At 66.5% G+C, this 18,808-nt stretch carries 16 protein-coding genes; 5 read left to right on the forward strand and 11 right to left on the reverse strand.

Annotated features, from left to right (window positions below; translation table 11 throughout):
* Nucleotides 1-7 precede the first annotated feature (7 nt).
* From WMC41_RS26440 to WMC41_RS26450, 3 genes are all read right to left on the reverse strand, one after another.
* Nucleotides 8-1,366, reverse strand: a complete 1,359-nt coding sequence (locus tag WMC41_RS26440) for an MBL fold metallo-hydrolase RNA specificity domain-containing protein (RefSeq protein ID WP_432349564.1) — start codon at nt 1,364-1,366, stop codon at nt 8-10.
* Between the two features lie 39 nt (nt 1,367-1,405).
* Entirely contained in the window at nt 1,406-3,772 is a 2,367-nt protein-coding gene (locus WMC41_RS26445) for a phosphoketolase family protein (RefSeq protein ID WP_432349565.1), read from the reverse strand.
* A gap of 75 nt (nt 3,773-3,847) precedes the next feature.
* Nucleotides 3,848-4,186, reverse strand: a complete 339-nt coding sequence (locus WMC41_RS26450; RefSeq protein WP_432349566.1) for a hypothetical protein — start codon at nt 4,184-4,186, stop codon at nt 3,848-3,850.
* Nucleotides 4,187-4,393: 207 nt separating this feature from the next.
* Here WMC41_RS26450 and WMC41_RS26455 point away from each other — a divergent pair, with 207 nt between their 5' ends.
* The 4 genes from WMC41_RS26455 to WMC41_RS26470 are packed head-to-tail and all read left to right on the forward strand — an operon-like array spanning nt 4,394 to nt 10,658.
* Nucleotides 4,394-5,794 carry a bifunctional enoyl-CoA hydratase/phosphate acetyltransferase gene (locus tag WMC41_RS26455; protein ID WP_245081917.1) on the forward strand — a complete coding sequence of 467 codons (1,401 nt, stop codon included), beginning with the start codon at nt 4,394-4,396 and terminating at the stop codon, nt 5,792-5,794.
* Nucleotides 5,782-6,972 carry an acetate/propionate family kinase gene (locus WMC41_RS26460; protein ID WP_432349631.1) on the forward strand — a complete coding sequence of 397 codons (1,191 nt, stop codon included), beginning with the start codon at nt 5,782-5,784 and terminating at the stop codon, nt 6,970-6,972. Before WMC41_RS26455 ends, WMC41_RS26460 begins: the two co-directional genes overlap by 13 nt.
* Before the next feature lie 58 nt (nt 6,973-7,030).
* The gene (locus WMC41_RS26465) at nt 7,031-7,897 is read left to right on the forward strand and encodes a universal stress protein (RefSeq protein WP_432349568.1); all 867 of its coding nucleotides are present in this window, start codon (nt 7,031-7,033) and stop codon (nt 7,895-7,897) included.
* Nucleotides 7,898-7,940: 43 nt separating this feature from the next.
* Entirely contained in the window at nt 7,941-10,658 is a 2,718-nt protein-coding gene (locus tag WMC41_RS26470) for an HAD-IC family P-type ATPase (RefSeq protein WP_432349569.1), read from the forward strand.
* Between the two features lie 52 nt (nt 10,659-10,710).
* Here WMC41_RS26470 and WMC41_RS26475 read toward each other — a convergent pair whose 3' ends face one another.
* Entirely contained in the window at nt 10,711-11,541 is an 831-nt protein-coding gene (locus WMC41_RS26475) for a universal stress protein (RefSeq protein ID WP_432349570.1), read from the reverse strand.
* A 280-nt stretch (nt 11,542-11,821) separates the two neighbouring features.
* Between WMC41_RS26475 and arsC the strand changes: the two genes are divergently transcribed.
* Entirely contained in the window at nt 11,822-12,244 is a 423-nt protein-coding gene (gene arsC / locus WMC41_RS26480; RefSeq protein ID WP_432349632.1) for an arsenate reductase (glutaredoxin), read from the forward strand.
* Between the two features lie 83 nt (nt 12,245-12,327).
* On the opposite strand, the gene WMC41_RS26485 is transcribed toward arsC, so the two are convergent.
* The 7 genes from WMC41_RS26485 to WMC41_RS26515 form a co-directional block, all read right to left on the reverse strand.
* Nucleotides 12,328-12,654, reverse strand: a complete 327-nt coding sequence (locus tag WMC41_RS26485; protein WP_432349572.1) for a cupin domain-containing protein — start codon at nt 12,652-12,654, stop codon at nt 12,328-12,330.
* Nucleotides 12,655-12,664: 10 nt separating this feature from the next.
* A complete protein-coding gene (gene kduD / locus WMC41_RS26490; RefSeq protein WP_432349573.1) occupies nt 12,665-13,420 on the reverse strand; it encodes a 2-dehydro-3-deoxy-D-gluconate 5-dehydrogenase KduD in 756 nt (251 codons plus the stop codon).
* Nucleotides 13,417-14,259 (reverse strand): 5-dehydro-4-deoxy-D-glucuronate isomerase, encoded by an 843-nt coding sequence (kduI, locus tag WMC41_RS26495; protein ID WP_432349574.1) that lies wholly within the window; start codon nt 14,257-14,259, stop codon nt 13,417-13,419. The genes kduD and kduI overlap by 4 nt, the downstream gene beginning before the upstream one ends.
* Nucleotides 14,260-14,289: 30 nt before the next feature.
* Complete coding sequence (locus tag WMC41_RS26500) at nt 14,290-15,021, reverse strand: ATP-binding cassette domain-containing protein (RefSeq protein ID WP_272808460.1); 732 nt, start codon at nt 15,019-15,021, stop codon at nt 14,290-14,292.
* A complete protein-coding gene (locus WMC41_RS26505) occupies nt 15,021-16,040 on the reverse strand; it encodes an ABC transporter permease (protein WP_245081930.1) in 1,020 nt (339 codons plus the stop codon). Before WMC41_RS26505 ends, WMC41_RS26500 begins: the two co-directional genes overlap by 1 nt.
* A 69-nt stretch (nt 16,041-16,109) precedes the next feature.
* Nucleotides 16,110-17,060, reverse strand: coding sequence for a sugar ABC transporter substrate-binding protein (locus tag WMC41_RS26510; RefSeq protein ID WP_432349575.1), 951 nt, complete (start codon nt 17,058-17,060; stop codon nt 16,110-16,112).
* 124 nt (nt 17,061-17,184) lie between these two features.
* Nucleotides 17,185-18,699, reverse strand: a complete 1,515-nt coding sequence (locus WMC41_RS26515) for an aldehyde dehydrogenase family protein (RefSeq protein WP_432349577.1) — start codon at nt 18,697-18,699, stop codon at nt 17,185-17,187.
* Nucleotides 18,700-18,808: the final 109 nt, after the last annotated feature.

Below are 18,808 nucleotides of genomic sequence, written 5' to 3' on the forward strand. Positions count from 1 at the left end.
GCCGGGCTCACAACGCGAATTCCTGGTCGAGGCGCGGCACGACGCTCGCCCATCCGAGCTCCCGCGCGATGCGGATGCGCAAAGCCTCCGAGGCTTCGGCCTCGCCATGCACGATGAAGACCTTGCGCGGCGGGCGCGGGCAGGCGGAGAGCCAGCGCATCAGTTCGTCGGCATCGGCATGGGCCGAGAGCATGTCGAGATGCGCCACCTCCGCATTCACCGGCACCCAGGACCCATGGATCTTCAATTCCCTGGCGCCCTCCTGAAGCGAGCGGCCGCGCGTGCCGGCCGCCTGGAAGCCGGCAAGCAGGATGGTGTTGCGCGCATCGGGCGCGAACGCCTTGAGGTGATGGAGGACACGGCCGCCCGTCGCCATGCCCGAAGCGGAAATGACGATCTTGGGGAACCGGTTGGTGCTGATCGCCTTCGAGGCCTCGACGTCGTCGGTGTAGCGCGCGATGGAGAACACGTCCTTGCAGGTTTCCATGTCGAGGCGGTGATCCTGCATGTGCCGGCCCATCAACCCGGTCGCGTCGATGGCCATGGGGCTGTCGAGGAACAGCGGGACGGCCGGGAGGCGGCCCGCCCGCTTCAGCTTCCAGAAATAGTAGAGCAGTTCCTGCGCCCTGCCGACGGCGAAGGCCGGGACGACGAGCGTGCCGCCGCGCTTGACCGTGCGGTCGATGACCGCTTGCAGGGCATCGGCCGGGTCGGTCCTGTCGTGGATGCGGTTGCCGTAGGTGGATTCGACGAGGATATAATCGGCCTCCGGCGGCGGAGCCGGGTCCGGCATGAGCGGATCGCCGTAGCGGCCGATATCGCCGGAAAAGACGACCCGGCGGCCGCCCCATTCGAGGTCCACGCTCGCCGCGCCGAGAATGTGCCCGGCGGGACGGAAGCGGAAGGTCGCGCCATTGGCAAACCGCACCGTCTGCCCGAATTCCACGGTCGAGACGTGCTCGACGGCCCGTTGCGCGTCCCGCACGCCATAGAGCGGAAGGGCCGGCTGGTGGCGCGACAGCTTGTGCCGGTTGAGGAAGTCCGCATCCTTTTCCTGCAGGTGGCCGCTGTCCATGAGGATCAGTTCGGCGACGTCGCGGGTGGCCGGCGTCGCGTAGACCTTGCCGCGATAGCCCTCGCGCACCAACCGCGGCAGGTATCCGCTATGATCGAGATGGGCATGGGTGAGGATCACCGCGTCGATGGCGTGCGGGGAGACCGGCAAGGGCGTCCAGTTCAGGTCACGCAGGTTCTTCAGGCCCTGGAAGAGACCGCAATCGATCAGGATGCGATGCTCGCCCAGGGAAAGCAGATGCTTCGAGCCGGTGACGGTTCCGGCGCCGCCGAGCGATTTCAATGACAGCATGATCCCCTCCCCTCGCGGACCGCTTTGCCCACGGCACGGCTATTGCCGCGGATAGGGCCATTTCCAGTCCCGGATTTCCGGCATGTCCTCTCCATTCTCGCGCACATAGGCATGGTGTTCGGCAAGCTTGCCCTTCAGCCCGGCAACGATATCCGCCGCCTTCTCCCCCAGAGCCGGCAGGCGTTCGACGGCCTCGATGGCGAGGTGGTAACGGTCGAGTTCGTTCATCACGGCCATGTCGAAGGGCGTCGTCGTCGTGCCCTCCTCGATGAAGCCCCTGACATGGATGTTCGAATGGTTGGTGCGTTTATAGACCAGGCGGTGGATTAGGTAGGGATAGCCGTGATAGGCGAAGATCACCGGCCGGTCGCGCGTGAAGACCCGATCGAAATCCCCGTCCGAGACACCATGCGGATGGTGCTGCGGTGATTGCAGCGCCATCAGGTCGACGACGTTGACGACGCGGATGCGCAGATGCGGCAGCGCCTGGCGCAGGAGGTCGACGGCGGCGAGGGTTTCCATCGTTGGCACGTCGCCGGCGCAGGCCATCACGATGTCGGGGCCGAGCCCTTCTTCCGTGCCCGCCCAGTCCCAGATACCGAGCCCGGCCTCGCAATGGCGCACCGCCTCGTCCATCGTCAGCCATTGCGGCGCCGGCTGCTTGCCGGCGACGATGACGTTGATGCGGTTCCAGGTCTTCAGGCAATGATCGCCGACCCAGAGCAGCGTGTTGGCGTCCGGCGGCAGGTAGACGCGCACGATATCCGCGCCCTTGTTGGCGACGAGGTCGACGAAACCGGGATCCTGGTGCGAGAAGCCGTTGTGATCCTGCCGCCAGACATGGGAGGTCAGGAGATAATTGAGCGAGGAGACCGGCTTGCGCCAGGGCAGCTCACGCGCGACCTTCAGCCACTTGGCATGCTGGTTGAACATCGAATCGACGATGTGGATGAAGGCCTCGTAGCAGGAGAAGAAGCCGTGGCGGCCGGTGAGGAGGTAGCCTTCCAGCCAGCCCTGGCAGAGATGTTCGCTGAGCACCTCCATGACGCGGCCGTCCGGCGAAAGATGATCGTCCGTCGGCAGCGTCTCGGCCATCCATACACGATCCGTCGCCTCGAAGACGCTGCCGAGCCGGTTCGAGGCCGTCTCGTCCGGCCCGAAGACGCGGAAATTGTTCTCCGCTGCATTCAGCCGGATCACATCGCGCAGATAGTCGCCGAGAACCTTCGTCGCCTGCGCATCGACAGCGCCGGGCCGCTCCAAGGCGACCGCATAGTCGCCGATATCGGGCGTGCGCAGCGCCTTGCGCAGGATGCCGCCATTGGCGTGCGGGCTGGCGCCCATGCGGCGTTCGCCGCTCGGCGCAAGCGCCCGCAGGTCCGGCTTGAGGCGGCCGGCCGCGTCGAAGAGGTCTTCCGGATCGTAGCTGCGCATCCAGGCTTCGAGGATGTCGCGGTGGGCGGCGTTCGTGCGGCATTCGGAAACCGGCACCTGGTGTGAGCGCCAATGGTTCTCGACCACCTTGCCGTCCACCTCCTTCGGGCCCGTCCAGCCCTTGGGGCTGCGCAGCACGATCATCGGCCAGCGCGGCCTTCGGGCGGGATCGTCCTTCGCCGCGGCGCGGATGGCCGCGATGCGGTCGAAGGCCGTATCGAGCGCGGCCGCCATGTCCCGGTGCATGGCCTGTGGCTCGTGGCCTTCCACGAAGATCGGATCGTAGCCATAGCCGGTGAAGAGATGGGCAAGCTCTTCGTCCGGCAGGCGCGCCAGCACGGTCGGGTTGGCGATCTTGTAGCCGTTGAGATGCAGGATCGGCAGCACCGTGCCGTCCCGCACAGGGCTCAAAAACTTGTTGGAATGCCAGGCGGCGGCGAGCGGGCCGGTCTCGGCCTCGCCATCTCCTACCACGCAGGCGACGACGAGGTCGGGATTGTCGAAGGCCGCGCCATAGGCATGCACCAGCGCATAGCCGAGCTCGCCGCCCTCGTGGATCGAGCCCGGCGTCTCGGGCGCCGCATGGCTCGGGATGCCGCCGGGGAAGGAGAACTGCCGGAAGAGCTTTTTCAGGCCCGCCTCGTCCTCGCCGACCTCCGGATAGACTTCCGAATAGGTGCCCTCCAGATAGGTGTTGGCCACCATGCCGGGCCCGCCGTGGCCGGGGCCGCAGATATAGAGGATATCGGCATCGCGGGCCTTGATGATCCGGTTGAGGTGGACGTAGATGAAATTGAGACCCGGCGTGGTGCCCCAGTGGCCGAGAAGGCGCGGCTTCACATGCTCCGCCTTCAGCGGCTCGCGCAGCAGCGGATTGTCCATCAGGTAGATCTGGCCGACGGAAAGATAATTGGCCGCCCGCCAGTAGCGATCGATCAGCGCGAGGTCCCCGGTGTTCGGATCGTTTGCCATGCACTCTCTCCCTGCCGCCTGTTCGAAGGCTTCAACGTCCATTCTGTCCGGTTTGCTCCGAAAAAGCGGAGATGCTTATTGCGGCAGTGCCCGGTCCACGGTCAGCTGCTCGCAGGCCGTGTCCGTGATCGCGTCGACGCCGCGGCGCAATTCGTCGAGACCGGCCACGACGGATTTCTCGGCGAACTCCGTCTGGCAGACCAGCATGTTGAGGGGATCGTCGCATTCGGCGAGATTCTGGAGATAGGCGGACTGGTCCTGAAGCAGGCGCGACGATGCCCCGAGCCATTGCCGGTACATCGCAATGCCGATCTCGAACGGCATGCGGAACAGCGGGTCGGCGCCAACAGGAACCATCGGCCAGGTGAAGGCGGATGCAACTCGCTCCGCATCCGTCGTATTGCCATGAGACATGACGAACTCCCGTTTTCCGTTTCGACATGGTGTCATTCTAGGCGGTTTGGCGCAATGAAACTTGATCTGTGTCAAAGGACGTGGAGACTGCCCTCTATAGGGTGGCGCCATCCGCCGGGCCGGTGCGCCATCACCCGAACCCGGCCCCCGCCCTGAACACCGCTCGCGGATACCCGGGCAGCCATGTCTTGCAAAGGTGAACCGCCGATGGACGACTTTCTCCGCAACAGGACCTTCGATGAGCTGCAGCCCGGCGATACGGCTTCGATCGTCCGGCTCGTCGGGCACGACGACATCGACCTGTTCGCCGCCATCTCCGGCGACCAGAACCCGGCGCATCTCGACGCAGCCTTCGCGAAAACCGGCCTCTTCGGCCATGTCGTCGCCCATGGCATGTGGACGGCGGCCCTCGTCTCGGCCGTGCTCGGCACGCGGTTGCCGGGCCCGGGTACGATCTATCTCGGCCAGGACCTGCAGTTCCGCAAGCCCGTCGCCCCCGGCGACACCATCACCGCCACCGTCACGGTGAAGGAGAAGCAGCCGCAAAAACGCATCGTCGTGCTCGATACGGCCTGCACCAATCGCGAGGGCGAGGTCGTGCTGAAGGGGACGGCGACGGTGATCGCGCCGGAGCGCAGCATCGAATGGCCGCGCACGCGGCTGCCCGATGTATCGCTGAGAAGGCACGATCGCTACGAGGCCCTTGTGAAACAGGCGCGGGCGCTTCCTTCGATCCGGGCCGCCATCGTGCATCCCTGCTCGGCCGCGGCCATCACCGGCGCTCTGGAAGCGCGCGAGGCGGGTCTGCTGGAACCGATCCTCGTCGGGCCGGAGGGCAAGATCCGGGCCGCCGCCGAAGCCGCGCAGGTCTCTCTCGACGGCATCGAGATCGACCCTGTCGCCCACAGCCATGCCGCGGCCGCGCGCGGCGTCGAGCTTGCCGTGGCGGGCAAGGTCGCCGTGCTGGTCAAGGGCAGCCTGCACACGGACGAGCTTCTCGGCGCCGTCGTCGCACCCGGCTCGGGCCTTCGCACCGAACGGCGCATCAGCCATGTCTATGCCATGGACGTCCCGGCCTACGACAAGCCGCTCATCGTCACCGACGCGGCGATCAACATCCAGCCGACGCTGGAGCACAAGCGCGATATCTGCCAGAACGCGGTCGATCTCCTGCGCCGCCTCGGCATGGCGGAGCCGAAGGTGGCGGTGCTTGCCGCCGTCGAGACCGTGAACCCGAAGATGCCGGCGACGCTCGACGCCGCGGCGCTGACCGTGATGGCGGCGCGCGGGCAGATCACCGGCGCGAAGGTCGACGGGCCGCTCGCCTTCGACAATGCCATCAGCGTGGACGCCGCCCGCACCAAGGGCATCGTCTCCCCCGTCGCGGGCGAAGCCGACATCCTGCTCGTGCCGGACCTCGAGGCCGGCAACATGCTCGCCAAGCAGCTCATCTATTTCGCCGGCGCCACGGCGGCCGGGCTGGTGCTGGGCGCGCGGGTGCCCATCGTGCTGACCAGCCGTTCCGATCCGCTTTCGGCCCGCATCGCTTCGGCGGCGCTCGCCAAGATGGCCGCCGCGCCGTATCCGGCGGAGGGATTGCCCGCGTGAAGACCCTGCTGACCTTCAATGCCGGTTCCTCCACCGTGAAGATCGGCCTGTTCGCGCTTCGCACCGGCGGACCGGACCGGATCGCGCGCGGCGTGATCGATTTCCGCCACGATCCGCTGACGCTGCGGGTCAGCGAGGGGGAACGGCGGATCGAAACCGCGCTGGAAGCCCGGCCGGACGAGGATCTGAGCGGCATCCTGTCGGAGACCCTGGCTGTTCTCGGCCGCCACTTCGACCTCGGCGACGTGGCGGCGGCCGGGCACCGCGTCGTGCATGGCGGCGACCGGTTCGACGGCCCCGTGCATCTCGATGCGGACACGATCGCGGCGATCGACGCGCTGACGGCGCTGGCGCCGCTCCACCAGCCGCAGAGCCTGCGCCTGATCCGCGCGATCGCCGGCCTGCTGCCGGACCTGCCGCAGACCGCCTCCTTCGACACCGCCTTCCACCGGACGAACGACGCGCTCGTGCGCCGCTTCGCCATCCCGCGGGCCCTCCATGACCGCGGCATCAAGCGCTACGGCTTCCACGGCCTTTCCTACAGGTTCATCGCCGGCGAACTGGCGCGCGTGGCGCCGGAGGCGGCCGGCGGCCGGGTCGTGGTCGCCCATCTCGGCAGCGGCGCGAGCCTGTGCGGCATGCTTGGCGGCATCAGCCGCGACACCAGCATGGGCTTTTCGACCCTCGACGGCATCCCGATGGCAACACGCTGCGGCGCGCTCGATCCCGGCGTGCTCTTGCATCTCCTGCAGCGCGAAAGGCGGACGCCAACCGAGGTGGAAGACCTCCTCTACCACGAATCCGGCCTCCTCGGCGTCTCCGGCATCAGCGCCGACAGCCGCGACCTTCTTGCCAGCGATGCGCCGGAGGCGAGGGAGGCGATCGACCTCTTCACCTTCCGCATCGCCGGCGAGATCGCCCGGCTCGCCGCAACGCTCGGCGGCCTCGATGCCGTCGTCTTCACCGCCGGCGTCGGCGAGAACCAGCCGGCGGTCCGGGCCGCTGTCTGCAAGCGGCTCGGCTGGCTCGGCCTCGGCCTCGATCCCGCCGCCAATGCCGCGAACACGACCCGCATCAGCACCCCTGCAAGCCGTATCGCCGCCTTCGTCATCGCCACCGACGAGGAACAGGTGATCGCCGAGGAAACCGTCTCGATCCTGGGGGACACCGCCGGGTGAACCCCGCCGCCATCAACCGCGCTGCCTCGCTGCGCCAACGCGACAAGGAAACGTGCCCATGGCCGAAACGCCCCCTCGCCACCTTCTTCTTGCAACGGACCTCAGCGCACGCTGCGACAGGGCGCAGGACCGTGTGCTCGATCTCGCACGGGCATGGAAGGCGAAGCTGACGATCGTGCATGCGCTCGACGTCGTGAGCATGACCGCCGCCGCCTCCACCGTCCTCGCCGCCGCCAGGCGGCGCGCGTCCAACCATCTCGATCGCGAGTTCGCGGATGTCGGCGATATCGCCTGGGATGTCGATATCCGCGAAGGAGAACCGGCCGGCGTCATCCTCGCCGTCGCGCGCGAAAGGAAGTGCGACATGATCGTCACCGGCATTGCCGGCAACGATGCGCTGGGGCACATGCTGGTCGGCGGCACGACGGCAAGCGTGGTGCGCCAGGCCGGCCTGCCGGTGCTGGTGGTGAAGAAGCGGGCGCGGCGGGCCTATCGCCGCATCGTGGTGGCCAGCGATCTCTCTGAAGCCTCCGCCGGCGCGCTCCAAATGGGCGCCCTGCTCTTCCCGCCGTCGGGCATCACGCTTTTCCACGCCTTCGACATGCCGTTCCGCAGTTTCCTCGACGACAAGGATGGTTCCGAACAAGGCCGGGCGAACCTGGCGCGGAAGGATGCGAAGACCTTCCTCGCAAGCCACCTGCCGGAAGGAGGAGAGGATGTCGGCATCCAGGTGGCCCATGGCGATCCCGCGACCCTTCTGGCGGAATTCGCGGTGAGGGAAGACATCGACCTGCTCCTTTCCGGCACTTACGGGCGGACCGGCCTTCTCGGCGCGCTGATCGGCAGCGTCGCCGAGGCGCTTCTCGACGGGGTGGAGTGCGACGTGATGATCGTCCCCGGCAGAGGCGCGCGATCGGATGGATGACGGGCACAACGGAAAAGGAGGCATGATGGCGAAGGAGAAGGGCATGAGCGCAGTCGATATTCAAACCCGCCCGCAGGCCTGGCACGCCCGCACGAAGGAAGAGACCTGCGCGGCGCTGGCGACGGGCCTCGACGGCCTCGGCCATGACGAGGCCGGGCGCCGCCTCGGCACCCATGGCCCCAACCAGCTGCCGGCCACCGCACGCACGCATCCGGTCCTGCGCTTCCTTGCGCAGTTCAACAACGCGCTCATCTATTTCCTCTTGTCGGCCGCGCTCGCCGCCATGCTGCTCGGCCATGTCATCGACGGCGTGGTCATCGTCATCGTCGTCGTGGTCAACGCGGTGGTCGGTTTCATCCAGGAGGGCAAGGCCGAGCGGGCGCTCGACGCGATCCGCGACATGATCGCCCCGCACACCGTCGTCGTGCGCGAAGGCGAACGGCACACCGTCGATGCCCGCGAGATCGTTCCCGGCGACGTCGTCGTGCTGGAGGCGGGCGACAAGGTGCCGGCCGACATCCGGCTCATCAGGGCGCGCGGGCTCAGCGCGGACGAGGCGATCCTGACGGGCGAGTCCGTGCCCGCCGAAAAGCGGGAGGAGACGGTGCCGGCCGACACCGCGCTCGGCGACCGGCTGCCGATCCTCCATTCCGGCACCCTCATCACCACCGGCCAGGGGCACGGCGTCGTGGTGGCGACGGGCAGCCGCACCGAGATCGGCCGCATTTCCAACCTCATCGGCAACGTGCAGACGCTGACCACGCCGCTGCTGCGCCAGATCAACGAATTCGGCCGGTTCTTCACCTGGTTCGCCATCGGCACCGCCGCCATCCTCTTCGTCTTCGCCGTGCTGGTGAGGCACTACGACTGGCTCGACGCGCTGATGGTGGTCGTGGCGCTCGCCGTCGGCGTCGTACCGGAAGGGTTGCCGGCCGTCATCACCATCACGCTGGCGATCGGCGTGCGGCGGATGGCGGCGCGCAATGCCGTGGTGCGCCGGCTGCCGGCCGTCGAGACGCTCGGCGCGACCTCGGTGATCTGCTCCGACAAGACGGGCACGCTGACGAAGAACGAGATGACCGTGCGCCATGTCGTGACGGCCGGGGGCGTGACGGAGCTTGCCGGCGCGGGCTATGCGCCGGAGGGCAAGCTTGCGGCCCCGGACGGCGGCGCGGCGCGGCCGGACCCGGTCCGCGACGCACTCATCCGCGCCGCACTGCTGTGCAACGACGCGCGGCTTATCGAGCGTGACGGACAGTGGGCGGTGCTGGGCGACCCCATGGAAGGGGCGCTCGTCACGCTTGCCGCGAAAGCCGGGCTGCACCCGGAGACCGAACGCGAGATCTGGGGCCGGCTGGACGAGATTCCGTTCGATGCCCAGCACCGTTTCATGGCGACGCTGCACGACGATCCGGACGGCACGCGCCGCATCTTCGTCAAGGGCGCGCCCGAACGGGTGCTGGCCATGTGCACGAACCAGGCAGGCGAAGGCGCACCGGGCGCCATCGACCCCGCCTACTGGCGCCAGCGCATCGACGCGGCCGCCGCCGAGGGCGAGCGCGTGCTCGGCTTCGCGGTGGGGACCGCCGGACGGGACGTCGAGCGGCTGACCTTCGCCATGGTCGAGACCAGCCTGACCTTCCTCGGCGTCGCGGGTTTCATCGACCCGCCGCGCGAGGAGGCCATCGCGGCGGTGGCCGAATGCCGCTCCGCCGGCATCGCCGTCAAGATGATCACCGGCGACCACAACGGCACCGCCGTCGCCATCGCCCGCAAGCTCGCCATCGCCGACGATCCGAAGGCGCTCGAAGGCAGCGCGCTCGACGCAATGACGGACGACGACCTGCGCCGGATCGTCGAGGAGGTCAGCGTCTTCGCCCGCGCCACGCCCGAGCACAAGCTGCGCATCGTGCGCGCCCTCCAGGCGAACGGCCATATCGTCGCCATGACCGGCGACGGCGTCAACGACGCGCCGGCGGTCAAGCAGGCCGATGTCGGCGTCGCCATGGGCCGCAAGGGCACGGAGGCGGCCAAGGAGGCCGCCCAGATGGTGCTGCTCGACGACAATTTCGCCTCCATCGTCGCCGCCGTGCACGAGGGCCGCACGGTCTACGACAATATCCGCAAGGTGATCGGCTGGACGCTGCCCACCAATGGCGGCGAGGTGCTGTGCGTGATCTTCGCGATCCTCCTTGGCCTGACGCTGCCGATGACACCGGTGCAGATCCTCTGGATCAACATGATCCTCACCGTCACGCTCGGCCTGGTGCTCGCCTTCGAGCCCTCGGAGCCCGGCGTCATGCGCCGCCCGCCGCGCCGGCGCGACGCGCCGATCCTCTCGCGCTTCCTCGTCTGGCGCATCGCCTTCGTCTCCCTCATCTTCATGCTCGGCGTCTTCGGCATCTTCGAATACGCGCTCAACAGGGGCTATGCCGAGGACGGCGCGCGCACCATGGTGGTCAACATGCTGGTGGTGATGGAGATCTTCTATCTGTTCAACGTGCGTTACCTGCACCGCACCTCGTTCAGTCTGATCGGCGCCATGGGCACACCCGCCGTGCTCGCGGCCATCGCCGTCGTCGTCGCCGCGCAGCTCCTCTTCACCTTCGCTCCGTTCATGCACGCTCTCTTCGGCAGCGCACCGGTCGCCTTGACGGATGGCCTGCTGATCCTGGCGATCGGTTTGGTGACGATGGTGGTTCTGGAGCTTGAAAAGACGCTCATGCGAAAGGTGTCGCCGGCAATGTCCTGGAACGCCTGAACGGCGGCGGAAGCGCCCCGGCGCCGGGAGGGCGGCCGGGGCGCTTCGAGGGTCACCGCACCATGAAGACGGGCACGTCGCAGCTCTCCAGGATCGACGCGGTAACGCCGCCGAAGATCCGCTCGCGCAGACGCGAATGGCCATAGGCTCCCATGACGATCATGTCGCAGCCGAGTTCGAGCGCATGCTGGCGGATGACGTCTTCCGCCTCGCGCTCCCCGCTCGAGCGCTGCTCGACGACGACTTTCGCCCCATGGCGGGCCAGGAAGGCCGCCATGTCGGCGCCCGGCTCCTCGCCGTTGCCGAAATAGGAGGTATCCGGATCGATGACGACGAGGCGGACCGCGCCGGCCCCCACCAGCATCTCCATCGCGGCCTTCGCGGCGCTGGCAGCCTGCGGGCGGCCATTCCACGCCAGGAGGACGCTTTTCGGCTTCAGGCTGACACGGCCCGCCTTCGGCATCAGGAGAAGCGGTGTGCCGGATTGAAAAGCCGTGGCCGCAACGGCGGCGCTGCGCAGGTCGGCATCCGAACGGATCCCCTCGCCGGCAACGACGACATCGGCATACATCGCACGCATGCCGATATTGCTTTCGATCATGTAGCGGTCATCGTAGAGGTGATCGATGCCGAAGGACAGTCCGCCTTTCCGGCAACGGTCCTCGGCCATGCGCCGGACGTCCATCAGCCCGTCGATCTCCTTCTGGCGCGCATCCAGCCACGCGGCCGCGGCCGGGTAGCTTGTACCGAACGGCGATATCGCGGTTCGCAGCGCCAGCACGGACAGGTGCCCCTCCAGCTCTGCCGTCAGTGCCACGGCCTTGTCGATATCCGCTTCGGTGTCTGTCGTGCCGATGAGCGAGAGTATGGTCTTGAAAGGCATTTTCGAGCTCCTTCGCCTGAATGGTTACCCAATGAAGGAGAAGCTAGCCTTCGACCCGGCCATGCTGCGATGATCTGCGTCAAAACCGCTGCGCGGACCTGCCGAGACTTGACGAGGACAACGCAGCGGCCGATGGCTTGGTGCCCGCGCCGCTGGTCGCCGAGCTTGCGCCCTGCCGTCGATCCTAGGCGACACCATCATGAGCATGATCAGGCTGGAAACTGTCCCGAGCACCCACCCCTCTCACGACGACCATCCCGTTCTTCGAAAGGCACTGACCATGGACGCCGTCATCTACCACAACCCGTCCTGCGGAACGTCCCGCAACACGCTGGCGCTGATCCGCGCGGCCGATATCGAGCCGACCGTCATCGAATACCTGCAAGATCCGCCGACGCGGGAGCAGCTCGAAACGATGATCGCGGATGCCGGGCTGACCGTTCGGCAGGCCATCCGTGAGAAAGGCACGCCCTATGCCGAACTCGGCCTCGGTAATCCGGGCCTGACCGACGACCAGCTGCTCGACGCGATGATCGAGACGCCGATCCTCATCAACCGCCCTTTTGTCGTGACATCGCTCGGCACCAGGCTGGCCCGTCCTTCCGAGGTCGTCCTCGATATCCTGCCCGACACCTTCAAGGGACCGTTCTTCAAGGAGGACGGCGAGCAGGTTCTCGATCGGGAAGGAAGGCGGATCGCCTGACACATTTTCCGCGCTGCACCCGGCATTTTCGTTCCACAGGCCCCGCGTCGCTTACCTTCAGAAGAGCATCTCGATACGGTCCTTCACAGGAAGTCATCGCGGCGCGGCGTGAACGTGTCGATCAGCAGTCCCTTCGTCAAGGCGACCACGCCATGCACGAGATTGGGCGCGACGATGAAGCTGCCCCCCTGTTCGAGGCGTGTGGTGACGCCGTCCACCGTGACGTCGAACGCGCCTTCGGCGACGTAGCTGACTTGCGTGTGCGGATGCGAATGCAGGGCGCCGACGGCGCCCTCGTCGAAGCTGAAGGCAACGAGCATCAGTTCCGGGCGCTCGCTCAGCACCGCGCGGCGGTTGCCGGGGGCGACTTCGATCCAGACGGTATTCTCGGGCAGGGAATAGAACTGCATTTCGGTCCTCTCATCGGGCAAGCCATCCGCCGTCGACCGGCAGGATGGCGCCATGTACATAGTCGGAGGCCGGGCTCGCAAGGAAAACCGCCGCACCGGCCATGTCCTCCGGCCGCGCCCAGCGGCCCGCCGGAATACGCTTCAGGATATCGGCATTGCGCTCGGCATCCGCCCGGAGCACCATCGTGTTGTTGGTCTCGACATAGCCGGGGGCGATGGCATTCACATTGATGCCGCTCCCCGCCCATTCGTTGGCCAGAAGCTTGGTAATGCCGGCAAGGCCGCTCTTTGCCGCCGTGTAGGACGGCACGCGTATCCCGCCCTGGAAGGACAACATCGAGGCGATGTTGATGATCTTCGCCCGGCGCTCCGCGGCCAGCGCGGCCCTCGCGAAGGCCTGGCACAGGAAAAAAACGGACTTGAGGTTGGTGTCGAGCACCGCGTCCCAGTCCTCCTCCGTGAAATCCAGCGAATCCCCCCGGCGGATGATGCCGGCATTGTTGACGAGAATGTCCGGCGTTGCGCCAGCCTCCAGCGCCCCGGAAATGACCCTTGCCGCGCTGCCGGTCCGGGAAAGATCCGCCGAAACGGTGACAAATCTCCGGCCGAGAGCGCGCACATCCGCCTCGGTTTGCGTTATGGCGGAACGGCCGACGCCGACGATATCGGCGCCCGCATTCGCAAGCCCGACTGCGATGGCCTGGCCGATGCCGGTATTGGCACCGGTGACGATCGCCCAGCGGCCGGAGAGATCGAAGAGGCTCATCGCAGAGATTCCATCGGCACCTTGTCCATGTCGGTGAAGCTCATATTGTCGCCGGCCATGGCCCAGATGAAGGCGTAGCGGCCCGTTCCCGCGCCCGAATGGATCGACCAGCCGGGCGACAGCACCGCCTCGCGGTTCTTCAGCACGACATGCCGCGTCTCGCCCGGTTCGCCCAGGAAATGGAAGATGCGGGTCGCCTCCTGCATATCGAAGTAGAGGTAGACCTCCATGCGCCGGTCGTGCACATGGGCCGGCATGGTGTTCCAGACGGAGCCCGGCTCGAACATGGTGAGGCCGACGAGCAGCTGGCAGCTCTCGCAGACATCCGGGTGCACATACTGGTTGATGGTGCGGGCGTTGCATTCCTCCGCCGAACCCAGATGCACCTTCTTCGCCATGTCGCGGGTGATGTGCACCGTCGGGCAGGTCCGGTGCGCCGGCGCACTCAGGACGTAGAACAGCGCAGGCTCTGCGGGGTCGTCGCTTGCAAAGCCAAGCGTCCCCTCGCCCATGCCGAGATAGACGGCCTCCCGGAAGCCGAGCGGATAGTTCCTGCCTCCGACGCTCACCGTGCCGGCACCACCGATATTGACGATGGCGGCCTCGCGGCGTTCGAGGAACTGGCCCGTGCCGGTTTCGGCGACATGACCGATCTCGAGTTTTTCGCCCGTCGGCACGACACCACCCACGATCATGCGGTCGAGATGGCTATAGGTGAGGTTCACCTGACCGGGCTGGAACATCGCCTCGATAACGAAGCCGTCGCGAAGTCCCTGCGTGTTGCGCCGTGCGGCGTCCTGCGGCCCGACGACCTGGCGTACTGATACGGAAATAGTCACGGCATTGCCTCTTGCTTTCAGAAATGAAGATCAGGTGAGCACGACATATTCGGTGAGCTGGTTGATCGTCGTCTCCGCCTTGGCGACGTCGAAGACCTTGGTGCCATGGCTCATGATCACGAACCGGTCGCAAACCTGGTAGGCGTGGTAGATGTTGTGCGTCACCAGCACGCTGGAGACGTTCTCCGCCTTCAGCTTCAACACCTGGTTCAGCAGCGCCTCCGTCTCGCGCACCGAGAGCGCGGAGGTCGGCTCGTCCAGCAGCAGCACGCGCTTCTTGAAGTAGACGGCGCGGGCGATGGCGACGGCCTGCTTCTGGCCGCCCGAGAGATTACCGACCAGCGTATCCGGTGAATCGATGCCGGAGATGTGAACGGCGTTCTGCAACACCTCCATGGCGATGTCGCGCATCTCGGCCTGCCGGAGAAAGCCGAAGCGGTCCGTCAGCTCCCGCCCCATGAAGATGTTGCGGGTGATCGAGAGGCTGTCGACCAGTGCGGTGTGCTGGTAGATCGTCTCGATGCCGGCATCCGCCGAATCCGACCGGCAGGTGAAGAGTGTCTTCCTGCCGTCGACGCTGAGATAACCGTCGGTCGGCTTGTGGATGCCCGAGATCAGGTTGACCGTGGTGGACTTGCCGGCGCCGTTGTCCCCGAGCAGGCCCACCACTTCGCCTTCACCGATGTGGAAGCTGAGATTGCGAAGGGCGGTGAGCGCGCCGAAGCTCTTGGAGATGTTGTGCAGTTCGAGGAGATGAGACATCACGCAAGCCCTCGCCGCTCGATGAGATGGTTGAAGATGGCGGCCAGCACGATCAGCGTCGCGATGAACATGTCGAGATAGAAGCCGGGCGCGCGCAGCAGCAGCAGCACATCCGTGATGGTGTGGATCAGCAGCACGCCGAGGAAGATGCCGATGATCGATCCGCGGCCGCCCCGCAGCGACAGGCCGCCGATGACACAGGCGGCGATGGCCTGGAGTTCGAGGCCGGCGCCCTGCCCCGGCTGCACGCTGCCGACGCGGGCCGTGGCAAGAATGCCCGCCATGGCCGCCATGCCGCCGGCGATCGCAAAGGCGATGAGCTTGACGCGGTTGGTGTTGATGCCGATCGCCTCCGCCGCGCCGCGATTGCCGCCTGTCGCAAAGACGTGGTTGCCGAAGCGGTGGCGGTGCAGCAGGAAATGGAAGCCGACGACGAACAGCACGATCCAGATGAAGGCGGCGTTGATGCCGAGCAGCGTGCCGGAAAACAGGCTCGTGAAGATCGGCTCGGGATCGAAGCGCACCTGCACCGCGCCGTTGTAGAGCAACACGGCGCCGCGCCAGAACAGGAGGCCGCCAAGCGTGACGATGAAGGACGGCAGGCCGAAGCGCAGCGTGATATGGCCGTTGAGGAGGCCGATCATCAGGCCGACGACGATGCCGAGCGGCGCGGCGATGAACGCGCTCACGCCGGCGCCCACGAGGCTTGCCATCAGGACGGCGGTGAAGGTGTAGACGGAGCCGATGGAGAGATCGAACTCGCCCGCGATCATCAGCACGCCGGCACCGAGCGCCAAGCAGCCGAGCACGGGGATGGCCTTCATCAGGATCGTCAGGTTCTGCGGCGAGAGATAACGGAACTCGTTCGGATAGAGCAATGCGCCGGCGATGCAGACGATCTGCAGCGTCATGAAGACGAGGAAGATCGCGCCCGCGGGCATGCCCATGATCTTCCTGAGAGTGGATTGTCTTTGCGTGCGCGAACGGGGCGCGGCACTGTCGGCGAGGATAGGTGTCACGGTCTGGCACTCGATCGTTGGGGAACGGGGAACCCGCCGGGTCATGCCGGCAGGCTCCCTCGGGTCCGGTTAGCGGAAACTGCCGATCAGCGGCTTGACCGAGCTGATGCGCGACTTGTCGAGGAAGGCGCCCTGCCCGGTGTCGATATCCGTCGGGGTCAGCCCGTACTTCTTGGCAAGCGCGATCTGGGCGATCGGGTAGTAGCCCTGGAGGTAGGGCTGCTGGTCCATGGTCGCGAACATCGCGCCGGATTCCACCGCGTTGACGATCTCGACCGCGAGGTCGAAGCCGCCGAACGGGATGTCGACGCCGGCATCCTTGATGGCGCCGGCACCGACCGTCGAGGTGACCGAACCCGTGCCGAACAGCGCCTTCACGTTCGGATTGGCGATCAGGAACTGCGCGATGATGTTCTGCGCTTCCGCCGGGTCGAGACCGGCACGCACCGTTTCCACCTTGATGCCGTTTTCCGCCATGGCCTTCTCGATGCCGCCGCCACGGGCGACCGCGAAGCTCGCCTCCGGAATCTCGCGCGGATTGAAGACGACGTCGCCGGATTTCAGGCCGAATTCCTTGATCATGCGGTTTCCGAGTTCATAGCCCGAAGCGAACTCGTCCATGCCGACATAAGCCTGACGGCAATTCCCCTTGGCGCCTTCGAGGTCGTCGTTGTTGAAGCCGATGACGATGATGCCGGCTTTCACCGCGGCGCAGATGCTCTCGTCGAAGGCATCCGACGAGGAGATCGCCACCGCGATGCCGTCGACGCCGCTGGCCGTCGCGCTTTCGATCAGGTCGTTCTGGCGCACCGGGTCGTTGTTGGCATATTGCACGTCGAGATCGACGCCGAACTGGCTGGCGGCGTCTTGCGCACCCTTCACCACGGGATTAAAGAACTGGACACTCGGATCGAGGTAGATGATCATCGTGGCCTTGACGTCTGCGGCAAGCGCCGTAGATGTCATCATGGCGGCAAGGCCCGCGGCCATGGCCACGGTTTTCAACCTGGTCAACTTCATTTGCGTATCCTCCCTTTGGATGTGCAATGCGGGTCCCAAGGGACCCAGGTCCCGGCTGGCGGGCTCCGACCAAAGATCGCGCCAGCCGGGATTTTCCTCCTCCTGACCGCCTAACGGCAGCCGGTTATGCGAACCAGGGCGCAGGGCGCCCGAGCGTGACGTGCACGCCCTTGAACTGGGAATATTCGTCGAAGCCGTAGCGGCCGAGCTCGCGGCCGAGGCCGCTCTTCTTGTAGCCGCCGATGGGCAGCTCCGGCGTGCCGTCGATCACGCTGTTGATCCAGCAGCGGCCGGCGCGGATACGGCGAATGCTCTGCAGCGCGTTTTCGAGATTGGTGGACCAGACGCTGGCCGACAGGCCGAACTCCGTGGCATTGGCCATCGCCACCGCCTCGTCCGCCGTCCTGAAGGTCAGCGTCGAGAGCACCGGGCCGAAGATCTCCTCGCGGGCAATCGACATGTCGGGCGTGACGCCCGCAAAGACGGTCGGCGCGTAATAGAGACCGGCCTGCCTGCCGACCCTCTCGCCGCCGAGCAGGAGTTCCGCGCCGGAGGCGACGCCCGCCTCGACATAGGAATGCACCTTCTCCGCATGGGCCTCCGAGATCAGCGCGCCGATCCTGGTGCGCTCGTTCAGCGGATCGCCGAAGGTGACCTTGCGGGAAATGTCGAGCAGGCGCTCCATCAGCGCATCGCGGATGCTTTCATCGACCAGCAGGCGGCTGCCGGAAATGCAGCACTGGCCGGCATTGTGGTAGACGCCGTAGGCGATGCCGTCGGCAGCGGCTTCCAGGTCCGCGTCGGCGAAGACGATCTGCGGCCCCTTGCCGCCGAGCTCCAGCCCGACGCGCTTGACACTGCGCGCCGCGATCTCGCCGAGCTTCGTGCCGACACGCACGGAGCCGGTGAACGCGACCATGTCGACGCCGGGATCCTCCGCCAGCACCTGGCCCGCCGGATCGCCGTAGCCGGTGACGACGTTGAAGACGCCGTCCGGAATGCCGGCCTCGCGCGCCAGCTCCGCCATGCGGATCGAGGTGCCGGAAGTGAATTCGGAGGGCTTCAGCACCACCGTGCAGCCGGCGCCGATAGCCCACGGCACGCGCTCGGAGGCGATGATGAAGGGAAAATTCCACGGTGTGATGATGCCGACGACGCCGACCGGTTCGCGCAGCACGAGGCCGAGACGATCATCGCCGATATTGTTGTGGCTCTGGCCTTCCAGCGCGCGGGCCTGGCCGGCGGCATAGGACCACAGGTCGGCGCAGAAGCCGATCTCGCCGCGCGCCTGGGCGATCGGCTTGCCGACCTCCAGGCTTTCCGCGAGCGCCAGGTCCTCCTGACGGGCAAGGACAAGGTCCGCCACCTTGAACATCAGGCGCGAGCGCTCGGCGCCCGACATGCGCGGCCAGGGGCCGGTATCGAAAGCCCGGCGCGCGGCGGCGACCGCCAGCCGCACATCATCCGCCGAGGCTTCCGGCCAAGTGCCGACCACGGCGCCGGCATGGCCGGGGCTCACGCGGTCGATCGTCCTGCCGGATGCCGCATCGACGGACTTGCCATCGACAAGCATCTGATAGCGGGATTTAATATTCAGCCGCGGATCATGGGAATCGGGTGCAATGAAATTGGACAGCAATATCGTCTTCCGGCCGGCAAGATGGCGCCAGCCCCTCCCTGTTGATCCGGTTCTCAGGCCACCGGATTTTTGTTGCGCATGAATTGTATGGTACTGTATGGTGGCTTCA

This window comes from Shinella yambaruensis (assembly GCF_050859155.1).
Taxonomy (GTDB): Bacteria; Pseudomonadota; Alphaproteobacteria; order Rhizobiales; family Rhizobiaceae; genus Shinella; species Shinella yambaruensis.

What these genes read in the sequence shown, in the direction of transcription:
- WMC41_RS26500 (WP_272808460.1), bottom strand. Translation starts at nt 15,021, where the DNA reads ATGTCTCATCTCCTCGAACTGCACAACATCTCCAAGAGCTTCGGCGCG.
- WMC41_RS26470 (WP_432349569.1), top strand. Translation starts at nt 7,941, where the DNA reads ATGAGCGCAGTCGATATTCAAACCCGCCCGCAGGCCTGGCACGCCCGC.
- WMC41_RS26440 (WP_432349564.1), bottom strand. Translation starts at nt 1,366, where the DNA reads ATGCTGTCATTGAAATCGCTCGGCGGCGCCGGAACCGTCACCGGCTCG.
- WMC41_RS26445 (WP_432349565.1), bottom strand. Translation starts at nt 3,772, where the DNA reads ATGGCAAACGATCCGAACACCGGGGACCTCGCGCTGATCGATCGCTAC.
- arsC (WP_432349632.1), top strand. Translation starts at nt 11,822, where the DNA reads ATGGACGCCGTCATCTACCACAACCCGTCCTGCGGAACGTCCCGCAAC.
- WMC41_RS26465 (WP_432349568.1), top strand. Translation starts at nt 7,031, where the DNA reads ATGGCCGAAACGCCCCCTCGCCACCTTCTTCTTGCAACGGACCTCAGC.
- WMC41_RS26510 (WP_432349575.1), bottom strand. Translation starts at nt 17,060, where the DNA reads ATGAAGTTGACCAGGTTGAAAACCGTGGCCATGGCCGCGGGCCTTGCC.
- WMC41_RS26455 (WP_245081917.1), top strand. Translation starts at nt 4,394, where the DNA reads ATGGACGACTTTCTCCGCAACAGGACCTTCGATGAGCTGCAGCCCGGC.
- WMC41_RS26485 (WP_432349572.1), bottom strand. Translation starts at nt 12,654, where the DNA reads ATGCAGTTCTATTCCCTGCCCGAGAATACCGTCTGGATCGAAGTCGCC.
- kduD (WP_432349573.1), bottom strand. Translation starts at nt 13,420, where the DNA reads ATGAGCCTCTTCGATCTCTCCGGCCGCTGGGCGATCGTCACCGGTGCC.
- WMC41_RS26450 (WP_432349566.1), bottom strand. Translation starts at nt 4,186, where the DNA reads ATGTCTCATGGCAATACGACGGATGCGGAGCGAGTTGCATCCGCCTTC.
- WMC41_RS26475 (WP_432349570.1), bottom strand. Translation starts at nt 11,541, where the DNA reads ATGCCTTTCAAGACCATACTCTCGCTCATCGGCACGACAGACACCGAA.